Below are 11,822 nucleotides of genomic sequence, written 5' to 3' on the forward strand. Positions count from 1 at the left end.
AGACGGTGAACGGCATACAGCCCCTGAAAGGACGGCACCCGCACCGCATCGAATGCCTCCCCCAGAGGGCGAATACGCACCTGGCCGGGGGGCGGCAACCATGGTTGGGACAACAAGTTGGCAGACAACACGCACACTCTCCTGAGACCCATGTAGCTGAGGAGAAGCAGCCTTTCGCCTGGTTACTGGGCTGCGGAAGTATGTGCCGCCTACGTCCTTGAGTAGTGGTTTCACACACTGTGTGAATGTCCAGTCACTAGAGTTGGATGCTCAGTCCACAGGGAGGACGCGTGGAACCGAACATCCTGCTCGATGCGCTTCTTGAAGAAGCGGGTATGTCCCATATGGGGCTCGCGGTTCGCATCAATGAAGAAGGCAGGAAGCAGGGGCTCAACCTGCGCTACGACAACACGGCCGTCATCCGGTGGTTGCGTGGCCAACGCCCACGTGGCCGAGTGCCTGGGCTCATCTGCGCCGTTCTCTCCGCCAAGCTGGGACGTCCAGTCACACTCGATGACGCGGGAATGGGGCTCGTAGGGGCACGGATGCCAGCGGGGTCATTGAACGGGTTCTTGGATCGCGCGACTGCGATGTGGCGTTCGGACGAACAGCGTCGTGTGAGGAGCATCCGCGTCATGGACGGAATGGAAGCCGTGGCGCCGGTCTGGGAGTGGGAGAACCCGCCCGAGGACATCGACGTCTCGCGTCGCGGCTCCCTGTCGGTAAGCCTTGATGACGTTGCCGTCGTACGGACAGTGAGGTCACACTACGAGCAGATGTATCGGCGGGTCGGCGGCGTGGCAACGCGTGGCAGGATCGTCAGTTTCCTCAACACGGAGGCCACCCCGCTGGTTCGCGGTTCCTACTCGGACGCGACTGGCCGGGAGCTTCATCGCGCCATCGGGGGCTTGGTCGCGGTAGCGGGGATCTGCTCGTATGACGCCGATCAACAAGGACTCGCCCAGCGCTACTTCTATCAGGCGCTCAGGCTGGCCAAAGCGTCAGGTGACCGCCGCTTCGGCGGGTACGTGATGGTGCTCTTGGTCAACCAGGCTGTTTACATGCGAGATTACCGTCAGGCTGTCGCATTCGCCGAAGCCGCGCTCCGCACGGCCGGGACGCACATCTCGCCAGCGTTGGCAGCGGATCTCCACGCCATGCAGGCCAAGGCTTTCGCCCGCATAGGAGACCGTAACTCCGCTCACCGTGGCATGCGTGACGCAGAAAAGGCCTTGTGGCGAATTCGCAGAGACGAGGAACCAGCGGAGACCGGATACGTCCAGGCCGGGCTTGTAGAGGCACATTTCGCCGAGGCGTTCTTGAGCATGGGGGACACCAAAAGCGCGCAAACTTACGCCCAGGAAGCCGTGGATACGCAGGCGCACGCTCGTGGTCGAGTACACCGACTCGCGACCCTGGCCCGTGCCGAAGCGGTGGGCGGTGACACCGAGCGGGCGGCTGCCACGGCAATGGAAATGGTCCAGATGGCGAAGGGGATGGAGTCGCACAGACTGCGCGACAGACTGGTCTCCGTGCGGACGGTACTCGCTCAACACCGCGCCAAGGCGAGTGCTGACGCCGTGGCACTGATCGACGACACGCTGCGGGTCCCGATCGACTAGGCAGTGGTGTGCTGGGATCAGTGAGAGCGAAGCGGAAGGGCGAACGATGATCTGGAAGAACCTCGGCGAGCACACCGTGTACGAGAATCCGTGGCTGCGGGTGAATCTTGCCGATGTGGAGCTGCCGGACGGGCGGCATCTCGACCACTATGTGATCCGGCAGCGGCCTGTCGCCCTGGCCACCGCCGTCAACGAGGCCGGTGAGGTCCTGCTGTTGTGGCGGCACCGGTTCATCACCGACACCTGGGGCTGGGAGATCCCCGCGGGCGTGGTCGAGGACGGCGAGAGCATCGAGGACGCCGCCGCCCGCGAAATGCTCGAAGAGACCGGCTGGCGCCCCACCGGCCCGCTCCACCACCTCCTCACTGTCGAGCCCTCCAACGGCCTCAGCGATGCCCGCCACCACATCTACTGGGCCCGAGGCGCCGAGCACCTCGGCCATCCCCAGGACGACTTCGAGTCCACCCGCCGCGCCTGGCTTCCCCTCAAGGCCATCCCCGACCTCATCACCCAAGGCCACATCCCCGCCGCCAACACCGCAGCCGCCCTCCTCCTGCTCCACCACCTCAACCACGGGAGCAGCGACACACCGCATCCTTCGCAACGACGATCTGCGGAACACCCCCGCGTGGGCGGGGGGAAGACGGAGCGGCATGAGGACAGGGTGCAGCGGCTAGAAGCATCCCCGCATGTACGGGGAGGAACTGCGCCGGGCCAATAAGAAGTGTCCCTTGCCGGGACCACCCCCGCGTGCGCGGGGAGGAAACACCCACCGCTGGGGCAGGGGCACCGTCCTTGGGGTCCCCCCGCGTGTGCGGAGGGGAGATGAGTGCGCAGTTCAAGTCGGCGATGCGGCGGGACAGCTGCCGCAGTCGCCGAAGCGCGCGACGTCGGGCTCGGGGCGAGTGGCCCCAGGGGCGTTGGGTCAACGGTAGAAGCCGTCGGGGAGGTTGATGCCGTGTTCGAGTTCGAGGCCCGCATCGATGCGTCCATCGGGCGCTGGAAGAGGAGACGAGCGGTGAGCCGTCACCCCGTTGACGAGGTGGAGGCCGGGGAGCTGCGTGCGGCCCTGGCGGTCTCGCTTGGCGCAGCCGGTGTGCTGCCTGATGCGGGGTGGGGGGATGCGGTGCGTGTGGTGCCCCGGGAGCGGTTCACGCCTGGGTTCTACCTTCCGTCCGGGCAGGCCGACAGTGATGGTCTGCCCGTCTGGGAGCCGGTCACCGCCGCGCTCGACCGCACGCACTGGCTGACAGCCGCGTACGAGGACACCACGCTCCTCACGCAGTTCGACGGCGAGGAGCCCGACTGGGCGGCGCCCGCGACGCGGCACGGTGGCGTACCGACCTCCTCGGCCACGCTCCCCTCGCTCGTGCTGCGCATGTGGGGAGACGCCGACATCGAAGACGGGCACACGGTCCTGGAGATCGGCACCGGCACCGGCTACTCCACCGCGCTCGCCTGCGAACGCTTCGGTTCCACCGACCTGACCAGCATCGACGTGGACGACCACCGCCTCGCCCAGGCGGCCGACGCCCTCTTCGCCTGCGGTTACTCCCCCACGCTCGCCGTGGCGGACGGGCTCTACGGGTACTGGCCGGAAGCGCCTTTCGACCGGGTGGTCGCCGCATGCTCCTTCCGCACCGTGCCGCCCGCGCTCGTCGCCCAGACCCGGCCGGGGGGCAAGATCCTGCTGACACTGGGCGGTTGGCTGTACGGCTACGCGCGGGTGCTGCTCACCGTCGCCGAGGACGGCAGTGCGGCGGGGCCGCTGCTCCCGGGAACGGTCTCGTTCATGCCGGCCCGCGTCCACGCCGCGCCCGCCTTCGGCAACCCCGCCCACTGGGCGGCAGCCGTCCCCCCGGCCCGCAGGGACGCGCGGCACAGCCCGGCCCGGATCAACGACCCGACGGAGGAGGCGTTCCTCCTCCGCTTCCTCGCGCAATCGGCCGTACCGTCCGCACAGTTGACGACGATCGGGGAGACCGTCCACCTCATCGACGTCATGACCGGCTCGGCGGCGAGCCTCACGCCGGACGGCGCGGCCTGGCGCGTCGGGGAGAGCGGGCCCGTTCACCTGTGGAGCCGCATCGAAGACGTACTCGACGCCTACGACGCCGCCGGGGCCCCAGGGGCGGCGGACTTCACACTCACCGTGACCCAAGACGGCCAACACCTCCAGCACCCCAAGATGCCCCGACTCTCCCTACCGCCCGCCTGAGAGCGCGAACGCCGGGCATCGCCCTCCCCACACCACAGGGAACGGCTGCTCCCTCGTGGACTCCACGCGAGAGGGGGAGTACCGCCCTTGGGGACACCCCCGAGTGTGGCCGGGATGGTCCAAGGGCGTTGTCTTCGAGGGCCGTCGGGTCAGCGGTAGAAGCCGTCGCCGAGGTTGATGCCGTGTTCGAGCCATGCCTTGAGTGCTGCGAGCATGCCCGTCCAGCCCATGTTCGTGGCAGGCGCGTGCGAGGAACGCGGGCCGGCGGAGGGACTGTCCGGCTGACCCCTCGGTGGCCGGGCGAGTCATGGCTCCGGGAAGCCACTACGCCCCGAGCCCGGCGACGTACTCCCCGTGGGGCGTCCCGTCGTTCTCGCCCGAAACCCTCCCGAGGGTCTCGCGCCCTACGGCTTCGCCCTGGATCACGGCATCTGCCGGGCGACCCGCCGCCATCCGCGATGATGGCGTCCCGGTGCTGTCTCCGTACCGGCGGAGCCGCTTTCGAGAGGGCAGACGATTGACAGACGTCACAGCGATTGCCACGTCCACGGTCTGCGCGGTGCCGTGATGCGCGAGGTGAGACTTGCTGTCACCTCGTGCCGCTTCGAGGATCTGCGGGATCACGCGGCGCGTGAGGGATGGCACCCGGAAACGGCTTCGAGTGTCCCCGTGCCCTCCGACCTCGTCACGGAGGCGGATGCCTACGTGTTCGACTGGAGCGTCGACGGGACAGGAACGGTCCGGTTCGTCGATGACCTGGTGATCGAGGCGCTGTACGTGCGCATACGCGGGGACGACGTGGACCGCACCGTGGCCCGTTTCATGGCGGCCTTCGACACAGCCGCCTACACGGACTTCCTCGCCACACTGGCACAGCCCGTCATCTCGGGCAGCGAACGCGAACGCGCCCTGGAACTCCTCGGGGTGACAGCACCACGCTCGTACGACGATGCGGTGTTCGGGGCTGTCGTCCAGGGCCTGGACGGCGATTCGGTCGAAGTGCGGTGCGCGGCCACATCAGCCGCGGGGCACCTGGGATGGAGACAGTTCCGTCCGGGCGTCCAGCGCATAGCCGACTGTGATCCCGCACCGGACAATCGCGCCTTTGCCACGAACGTGCTGTACTCCCTGCCGCAATGAGAGTCGTCAGCCGCGCTGTCCCGGCTCCGGGCAGCCGGGCCCCGCTGGGGCCGCCCGTGGCTGACTGGGGCGGCCCCGGGGTCGTGGGGTCAGCGGTAGAAGCCGTCGCGGAGGTTGATGCCGTGTTCGAGCCATGCCTTGAGTGCGGTGAGCATGCCCGTCCAGCCCTCGCAGTTGCCGAAGGCCGCCTTGGCGCCGTCGGGGGTGGGCTGCCATGAGGTCTCGGTGATCGTCACCAGCGTGCGCCGGCCCGCGTCGATCGGCTCGAACTCGAAGACCGTGCGCGTGGTGCCCTTCTCGCCGGTGGTCGCGCTGCCGTCCCACTCGATGGCCAGCCGTCGCGGCGGGTCCGCCTCGGTCACGGTGACGGGGAACGCGCCGGGGAAGTCGGCGAAGTCCCATGTCACCTCCCCGCCCGGTTCGAGGCGGCCCTTGGCGCCGCCGGTGGTGAAGTAGCGGGACAGCTGGTCCGGGTCGGCGACGGCTTCGTAGACCTGCTCGACGGGCCGTGCGACGCGTCCCGAGACGGTGAAGGACAGTTCGGTGAGGGGTGCGTTCGATGTCATGTTGTAAAGTTACAACATGACTGGCTCGACTGACGAGGACGCGGACGACGACCGCGTGTTCAAGGCCCTCGCCTCGCCGGTGCGGCGGCGCATGCTCGACGCGCTCAAGGCCGCCACCCGCACCACCGGGGAACTGTGCGCCCTGCTGCCCGAACTCGACCGCACCACCGTGCTCCAGCACCTCCGCGTGCTGGAGCAGGCCGGGCTCGTCACCGGCCGGCGGCTGGGGCGCGAGCGCCACCTGTCGCTCGCGCCCCTGCCCATCAAGCGCATCCACGACCGCTGGATCAGCGGCTACATGACCGCCGCCGTCGACCTGCTCGACGCACTCGACCGGGACGCCCGGGAGTAGCGCCCCGGACAGCGGTGTCCGATCGCCGCCAGCGGGAGTTCCGTGCGGCGGCCAGGCTGGCGGTATGGCGATGTCATCAGCTACGGACTCAGTGACGGTCCTCACCGGTATGTACGCGGCCGAGGCGGAGTATCTGGCGGCGGGGGGCCCCGGCCGGGCCTCGTTCGACCTGCTCGCGCCCTTCTTCGCACCCGACGTCGTGCTGCACCAGGCGGACGCCCTGCCCTACGGCGGCACCTGGCGCGGGCACGACGGCATGGCGCGGTTCTTCCTCGCGATGGCGGAGGCGTGGGAGTCGTTCGAGATGGTGGAGCAGGAGTTCCTCGCCACCGGGGAAACGGTGGTGGTGCTCACGCAGATCCGCGCCCGCGCGCGGGCCACCGGCCGCGAACTCGGCTTCCCGATCCTCCAGACGATCCGGGTCGAGGACGGGCGGATCGCCGAGGTCTACCCGTTCTACTGGGACACGCGGGCCATCGCCGACGCCTGCCGAACGGGCGGTGTGCCACGCCCGTTCGGTGGGTGAGGCGGGCGTCAGCGCGTGCCGGTTCCGGTTCCGGTGCCGAAGAAGTCGAAGCCGCCGCCCGTGCGCTGGATCGACGCGGGCTTGCGGGGTGACGGGGGGAGTTGGCGGCGTGCGGCCGGGTCCGGCTCCGGGGCGGCCGGTTCGGGGGCGGGCGCCGGGCGGGCGAGGCGGGTGAGCGCGTCGTGGGCCAGCCGGTACGTCAGCGGGGTCGGGGCCCCGGTGTGCGTACGGTGGTCGGCGGGTCCGGCGGTCAGGGCGCGCGGGGGTTCCGCCGCTTCGAGCGCGAGGCGGCGGCGGCCCTCCAGGGCGCGGGCGCGTTCGCTCTCGGCGGTCGCGTAACGGCGCAGCAGGTCGGCGTGCTCGGAGCGCAGGCGTCCCAGCTCGGCGCGTTTGTCGCGGACCTTGTCCTCCAGCGCGGCGACCAGCTCCCGCGCCTCCTCCAGCTGGGACTCGCGCTCCTCGGCGCGCCAGCTGAGACCGGCCTTGTCGGCCCGTTCGCGGGCGACCTGGCGGCTCGCCTCGGCGTCCCAGCGGCGCAGCAGCGCGGCGCCGGCGACGGCGGCGAAGGCTGCCGCCGCGACGAGGACGCGGAGGACGAGGGCATCGCGGTCGGCGGGTTCGCCGCCGACCAGCCATGCGACGGCCGCGCACAGCAGCGCGACGCTGCCGAGCGCGGCCGGGATCAGCACACGGTGCAGTGCCGATGTGCGGTGACGTCCACGGGCCATGGGGCGAACTTACCGTGGTCGCGCAAGCCCGGGGGAGTGGCCCCGGAGGGTTGTGCCCTGCTGGTTATCAACAGCCGTGCGGGGCGGTCCCTCCGGGGTTCCGGCGGCCGGTCAGGAGCCGATGAGGCCCTTCTCCTCCAGGTACTCGCGGGCGACGTCCTCGGCCTGGCGGCGCTCGCCGTCGACCTGCAGGTTGAGCTGGCTGAGGTCCTCGGTCGTGAGGGTCGCGGTCAGCTCGTTCAGCGCCTCGGCGATGGCCGGGTCGCTGGCGCTCTCCGTGTTGAGGACGGGCAGCAGGTTGTCGGCGAGCTGCAGCTGCTTGTCGTCCTCCAGCAGGACCAGGCCGAACTGCTCCAGCGTCGCGTCGGTCGTGGTGACGAGCGCGAGCTGGTCGTCGCCGTCCGCGACGGCCTGCTTCGACTGGACGGTGCCGACGCCGCGCGGGTCGATCTCCGTGATGTCGATGCCGTAGACCTCTTCGAGGCCCGGCTCGCAGAAGTAGCGCTCCGGGCACTCGTCGCCCGCGGCGAGGACGATGGGCAGGCCCGACTCGCCCAGGTCGGTGAGCGTCTGGAGGTCGTGCTCCTCGGCGAACTCCTGGCTGACGGCGAACGCGTTCTGGTCCACCGCGTCGCCGGCGTCCAGCACGGTCAGGCCGCGCGGCTCGGCCAGCTCGCGCAGGGCGGCGACCGTCTCGTCCGCGTCGGAGGTGGCGACGGGCTCGGCGTCGGGGCCGTTGACCTGCGCGTTGAGGAACTCGGCCATCGTCGCGGCGTACTCGGGCACGATGTCGATGCCGCCGCTCTCCAGCTCCGGCTCGTACAGCTCGCGGCCCTCGACGGTGGCGATGTCCGTGTCGAACCCGGCGTCGGCCAGGACCTGGGAGTACAGCTCGGCCATGATGGTGGCCTCGGTGAAGTTGGCGCCGCCGATGGTCAGCGAGCCGCCGCCGCCCTCACCGCCCTCACCGGGCTCGGTGCTGCCGCCACCGCCGCCGCTGCCCTCCTCCTCCAGGCTGTCGCCGCCGCCGCAGGCGCTGAGCGTCATGGACAGCGCGGCGATGCCGCCGGCGGCGAGCAGCGCGGTGCGGTGACGGCGCTTGGGTGTCGAGGTCACGAGATTCTCCGTCCAACAGGTTCTGACTGGGTGGTTCTTGGCGTACGGCGACGGGGCGCGGTACGGCGGGGGTTCGGGTCGAGCAGGCGCTGTGCGAGCACGAGCAGCCCCTCGATGGCGAGGGCCAGCAGGGCGACGAGCGCGGCGCCCGCCACCACCTGACCCGTCCGGTAGGTGGCGAAACCTGCCGTGATCAGGCGGCCGAGGCCGCCGCCGCCCGGCAGCGCGGCCAGGGTCGCGGTGGCGACGATCTGCACGGCGGCGGTGCGCACGCCGGTCATGATCAGCGGGAACGCGAGGGGCACCTCGACGCGGCCGAGCAGCTGCCACCGGGACATGCCCATGCCGCGCGCGGCCTGCACGACGTCGCGGTCGGCCGTGGAGACGCCGACGTACGCGTTGGTCAGCAGCGGCGGCACGGCGAACAGGACGAGCGCGATGATCGTCGGCAGTTCGCCCTGGCGGCCGAGCGGGCTGAGGGTGAGCAGGACGAGGACGGCGAAGGTGGGGACGGCGCGTCCCGCGTTCGAGATGTTGATGGCGACGGCGCCGCCGACGCGGCGGCCGCCGTTGTGGCCGAGCCACAGGGCGAGCGGCAGGGCGATGGCGCAGGAGATCAGCAGGCACAGGCCGGTGAGCTGGAGGTGCTCGTTCAGGCGGTGCCAGACGCCCGCCGATCCCGACCAGTTGGCGCCGTCGGCGAGCCAGTTCCAGGCTTCCTCGACACTTCCCATGTCACACCGCCTCCGGGGTCGCGAGCGCCGCGTCCTGGCGTACGGCGGAGCGCCGCCGCCACCGTCGCCGTCCGCCGGAGCGTTCCCAGGGCGTCAGCAGGCGCTGCGCGAGGAGCAGCAGCAGGTCGGACGCGACGGCGAGGGCGACGCAGAGGACGGACGCGGTGAGGACCTGGGCCTTGAAGTAGCTGTCCATGCCCGAGTAGATGAGGTTGCCGAGCCCGCCGTAGCCGACGATGGCGCCGACCGTCGTCAGCGAGACGGCCGAGACGGTCGCGATCCTGACGCCCGCCAGCAGGGCGGGGAGGGCGAGGGGCAGTTCGACGGTGAGCAGCAGCCGGAGCCGCCCGTAGCCGAGGCCGCGGGCTGCCTCGCGTGCCTCGTCGGGGACCGCGCGCAAACCCTCCAGGGTGTTGCGGACGAGAATCGTGAGGGAGTAGAGGACAAGGCCGCAGACCACCACCGACATGGAGATGCCGAACACCGGCAGCAGCAGCGCGTACATGGCGAGGGTCGGCACGGTGTAGAGGATCGTCGTCACCCCCAGGATGCCGCCCGCGGCGAGGCGCCAGCGCCGCGCGAGCAGCGCCAGCGGGAAGGCGACGACGATGGCGATGCCGATCGCGGTCGCTGTGATGACGAGGTGTTCCACCGTGGCATCGGTGAGCTCGTCGGCGCGGTCGCGGACGTACTCGCCGCAGATCCACTCGTTCGCCTGTAGGCAGCTCACGCTGCTCACCGCACTCATGTACAACGACCCTAGTCGTTAAACCTGACAGAATGATGAACATGTTGCGGTTCGAGAATGTCACCAAGCGTTATCAGGACGGCACGGTTGCCGTCGATGACCTGAACCTGGAGGTGGCCGAGGGTGAGATCGTGACCCTCGTCGGGCCCTCGGGTTGTGGGAAGACCACCACGATGCGGATGGTCAACCGGCTGGAGGAGCCCACCTCGGGCCGCGTCCTGTTCGACGGCAAGGACGTCGCCGACTACGACCCGGTGAAGCTGCGCCGCCGGATCGGGTACGTCATCCAGCAGGTCGGCCTCTTCCCCCACCGCACCGTCCTCGACAACACGGCGACCGTCCCCGTCCTCCTCGGCGAGCGCCGCGCCACCGCACGCCGCCGGGCCGCGGAACTGCTCGAACTGGTCGGTCTCGACCCGGCCGTGCACGGCGACCGCTACCCCGACCAGCTCTCCGGCGGCCAGCGCCAGCGCGTCGGCGTCGCCCGCGCCCTCGCCGCCGACCCGCCCGTCCTGCTGATGGACGAGCCCTTCGGCGCCGTCGACCCGGTCGTCCGCGAACGTTTGCAGAACGAATTCCTCCGCCTCCAGGCGGAGATGCGCAAGACCGTGCTCTTCGTCACGCACGACATCGAGGAGGCCGTCCGGCTCGGCGACCGGATGGCCGTCTACGGGCAGGGCCGCATCGAGCAGTTCGACTCCCCGGCCGCCGTGCTCGGCGCGCCCGCCACCGACTACGTCGCGTCGTTCGTCGGCAGCGACCGCGGCCTGAAGCGGCTGTCGGTCACCCCGGTGGAGCGCGGCGACCTCGAACAGCCGCCCGTCGTCCACCTCGCCGACCCGATGAGCGCCGCCGTCGCCGGGATGCGCGAGTCCGGCGCGCGCTGGGCCGTCGTCCTCGACGGCGACGACACGCTGCACGGCTGGGTGCCGATACCCGGTGGCCAGGACGGCGCCGCGTCGGCCGAGGGGCCGGTCTCCGCGCACGCCCGCCGCATGGAGGCGTGGCTGCCGCTCGGCGCCTCGCTGAAGACGGCGTTCAGCACCATGCTCCAGTACGACGCGGGCTGGATCGCCGTCCTCGACCCGGCGGACAACGACCGCTTCCTCGGCGTGCTGACCCCCTCCAGCCTGCACGAGGCCCTGCGCCGCTCCATCGACGCGGACGCCAACGCCATCGAGCGCGCCGATGTCGAGCTGGACATCGTCACCGCGGCGGGTTGACGGAGGCACGGGCACGGACACACCGGCCGAACGGGCGCTGCGGTACGTCGCGGCCCGTTCGGCCGGCGGCCCGCTGGCCCCGGCGACCCCGCTCACGGTCAGCTTCCACCCCGACCGGGACGCGGCGCCCGGCCGTTCCCTCCTGCGCTCGATGGCCGACGACGGCCGCTACCTCTCCCAGTTCGTCACCGGCACCGGCAACGGCGGCCTCACCGCCCGCCCCGGCGGCGACCGGTGGCTGTGGGAGAGCCGCATCTTCGGTGGCGCCTACGACGCCGCGCCCGCCCACGAACGCCCCGTCTACGGCGCCCTCAACCACCGCCGCGACCCGGCGGGCGGCGCGCCGCGCTTCGGCTCGTCCTACTTCGTGCTGCGCCCGCACGTCCTGGCCCGCGCCACGTTCTGCTACCCCGACAGCTCCACCGGGCCCACCGACTTCGGCACCGCCGACCGCTGCGCGCTGGTCCCGCTCGCCGAGGCGGGCGGCCTCGACGCGCTCGACGGCCACGTGGAGGCGCAGGTCCACGGGCCCGTCCGCTTCGACCGCGACGTGGCCGCGCTCGTCCTCGACCCGTCCTACCGGGGAACGCCCGTGGAGGCGGACGCGCGGCTGCTGCCGTGCCCGGTGGAGTGGCACGCCGGATTCCGGCTCACGGTGGAGGAACTGGCGGCGCACCCCGGCTTCCGGGGGCCCGAGTACGTCGCGCTCGGCCGCGCGATCGCGGTGGACGGCCGCCTCGACCCGTGGATCATCGGCCGGGCCGCCGCGACGGGCCGCCACGACCCGCAGGCGCTGAAGAAGGTCTGGCACCACGTCGCCTGCTTCGGCGCGCCGCCGCAGCCGTGACC

Annotated in this window: 12 protein-coding genes and 1 pseudogene; 8 read left to right on the forward strand and 5 right to left on the reverse strand. The window is 71.0% G+C overall.

Annotation, left to right across the window (positions count from 1 at the left end; translation table 11 throughout):
* Nucleotides 1-290: 290 nt before the first annotated feature.
* From ACIBPC_RS10805 to ACIBPC_RS10820, 4 genes and pseudogenes are all read left to right on the forward strand, one after another.
* Nucleotides 291-1,622 (forward strand): transcriptional regulator, encoded by a 1,332-nt coding sequence (locus tag ACIBPC_RS10805; RefSeq protein ID WP_398842856.1) that lies wholly within the window; start codon nucleotides 291-293, stop codon nucleotides 1,620-1,622.
* Nucleotides 1,623-1,668: 46 nt separating this feature from the next.
* Nucleotides 1,669-2,199 (forward strand): annotated as a pseudogene (locus ACIBPC_RS10810) (NUDIX hydrolase); the annotation flags it as partial.
* A 441-nt stretch (nucleotides 2,200-2,640) separates the two neighbouring features.
* Nucleotides 2,641-3,840 carry an ATP-grasp peptide maturase system methyltransferase gene (gene tgmC, locus ACIBPC_RS10815; RefSeq protein WP_398842858.1) on the forward strand — a complete coding sequence of 400 codons (1,200 nt, stop codon included), beginning with the start codon at nucleotides 2,641-2,643 and terminating at the stop codon, nucleotides 3,838-3,840.
* Between the two features lie 669 nt (nucleotides 3,841-4,509).
* Nucleotides 4,510-4,980: a hypothetical protein gene (locus ACIBPC_RS10820; RefSeq protein ID WP_398842860.1), complete on the forward strand. Its 471-nt coding sequence runs from the start codon at nucleotides 4,510-4,512 to the stop codon at nucleotides 4,978-4,980.
* 89 nt (nucleotides 4,981-5,069) lie between these two features.
* On the opposite strand, the gene ACIBPC_RS10825 is transcribed toward ACIBPC_RS10820, so the two are convergent.
* A complete protein-coding gene (locus ACIBPC_RS10825; protein ID WP_398842862.1) occupies nucleotides 5,070-5,546 on the reverse strand; it encodes an SRPBCC family protein in 477 nt (158 codons plus the stop codon).
* A gap of 16 nt (nucleotides 5,547-5,562) precedes the next feature.
* On the opposite strand from ACIBPC_RS10825, the gene ACIBPC_RS10830 reads away from it, so the two are divergent.
* Together ACIBPC_RS10830 and ACIBPC_RS10835 are read left to right on the forward strand one after the other, a co-directional pair.
* A complete protein-coding gene (locus ACIBPC_RS10830; protein ID WP_398842864.1) occupies nucleotides 5,563-5,898 on the forward strand; it encodes an ArsR/SmtB family transcription factor in 336 nt (111 codons plus the stop codon).
* 64 nt (nucleotides 5,899-5,962) lie between these two features.
* Nucleotides 5,963-6,424: a nuclear transport factor 2 family protein gene (locus ACIBPC_RS10835; protein ID WP_398842868.1), complete on the forward strand. Its 462-nt coding sequence runs from the start codon at nucleotides 5,963-5,965 to the stop codon at nucleotides 6,422-6,424.
* Nucleotides 6,425-6,432: 8 nt separating this feature from the next.
* Here the strand turns inward: ACIBPC_RS10835 and ACIBPC_RS10840 are convergent, their stop codons facing one another.
* The 4 genes from ACIBPC_RS10840 to ACIBPC_RS10855 all read right to left on the reverse strand — a co-directional run bounded on the left by ACIBPC_RS10840 (nucleotide 6,433) and on the right by ACIBPC_RS10855 (nucleotide 9,750).
* Nucleotides 6,433-7,152: a hypothetical protein gene (locus ACIBPC_RS10840; protein WP_398842870.1), complete on the reverse strand. Its 720-nt coding sequence runs from the start codon at nucleotides 7,150-7,152 to the stop codon at nucleotides 6,433-6,435.
* A gap of 111 nt (nucleotides 7,153-7,263) precedes the next feature.
* Nucleotides 7,264-8,199, reverse strand: a complete 936-nt coding sequence (locus tag ACIBPC_RS10845) for an ABC transporter substrate-binding protein (RefSeq protein WP_398843045.1) — start codon at nucleotides 8,197-8,199, stop codon at nucleotides 7,264-7,266.
* 65 nt (nucleotides 8,200-8,264) lie between these two features.
* Nucleotides 8,265-9,002 (reverse strand): ABC transporter permease, encoded by a 738-nt coding sequence (locus ACIBPC_RS10850; RefSeq protein ID WP_398842872.1) that lies wholly within the window; start codon nucleotides 9,000-9,002, stop codon nucleotides 8,265-8,267.
* A gap of 1 nt (nucleotide 9,003) precedes the next feature.
* Nucleotides 9,004-9,750: an ABC transporter permease gene (locus ACIBPC_RS10855; RefSeq protein WP_398842874.1), complete on the reverse strand. Its 747-nt coding sequence runs from the start codon at nucleotides 9,748-9,750 to the stop codon at nucleotides 9,004-9,006.
* Between the two features lie 41 nt (nucleotides 9,751-9,791).
* On the opposite strand from ACIBPC_RS10855, the gene ACIBPC_RS10860 reads away from it, so the two are divergent.
* Both ACIBPC_RS10860 and ACIBPC_RS10865 read left to right on the forward strand, forming a co-directional pair.
* Nucleotides 9,792-10,973, forward strand: coding sequence for an ABC transporter ATP-binding protein (locus tag ACIBPC_RS10860; RefSeq protein WP_398842876.1), 1,182 nt, complete (start codon nucleotides 9,792-9,794; stop codon nucleotides 10,971-10,973).
* Nucleotides 10,939-11,820: a DUF3626 domain-containing protein gene (locus ACIBPC_RS10865; RefSeq protein WP_398842878.1), complete on the forward strand. Its 882-nt coding sequence runs from the start codon at nucleotides 10,939-10,941 to the stop codon at nucleotides 11,818-11,820. Before ACIBPC_RS10860 ends, ACIBPC_RS10865 begins: the two co-directional genes overlap by 35 nt.
* Nucleotides 11,821-11,822: the final 2 nt, after the last annotated feature.

Source organism: Streptomyces sp. NPDC049879 (genome assembly GCF_044461265.1).
In the GTDB taxonomy this organism is placed as follows: domain Bacteria; phylum Actinomycetota; class Actinomycetes; order Streptomycetales; family Streptomycetaceae; genus Streptomyces.

Bases quoted from the DNA above. Each gene is read 5' to 3' on its own strand.
- ACIBPC_RS10840 (WP_398842870.1), bottom strand. From the start codon at position 7,152: ATGGCCCGTGGACGTCACCGCACATCGGCACTGCACCGTGTGCTGATC.
- ACIBPC_RS10850 (WP_398842872.1), bottom strand. From the start codon at position 9,002: ATGGGAAGTGTCGAGGAAGCCTGGAACTGGCTCGCCGACGGCGCCAAC.
- ACIBPC_RS10860 (WP_398842876.1), top strand. From the start codon at position 9,792: ATGTTGCGGTTCGAGAATGTCACCAAGCGTTATCAGGACGGCACGGTT.
- ACIBPC_RS10865 (WP_398842878.1), top strand. From the start codon at position 10,939: ATGTCGAGCTGGACATCGTCACCGCGGCGGGTTGACGGAGGCACGGGC.
- ACIBPC_RS10855 (WP_398842874.1), bottom strand. From the start codon at position 9,750: ATGAGTGCGGTGAGCAGCGTGAGCTGCCTACAGGCGAACGAGTGGATC.
- ACIBPC_RS10830 (WP_398842864.1), top strand. From the start codon at position 5,563: ATGACTGGCTCGACTGACGAGGACGCGGACGACGACCGCGTGTTCAAG.
- ACIBPC_RS10845 (WP_398843045.1), bottom strand. From the start codon at position 8,199: ATGACGCTCAGCGCCTGCGGCGGCGGCGACAGCCTGGAGGAGGAGGGC.
- ACIBPC_RS10835 (WP_398842868.1), top strand. From the start codon at position 5,963: ATGGCGATGTCATCAGCTACGGACTCAGTGACGGTCCTCACCGGTATG.
- ACIBPC_RS10825 (WP_398842862.1), bottom strand. From the start codon at position 5,546: ATGACATCGAACGCACCCCTCACCGAACTGTCCTTCACCGTCTCGGGA.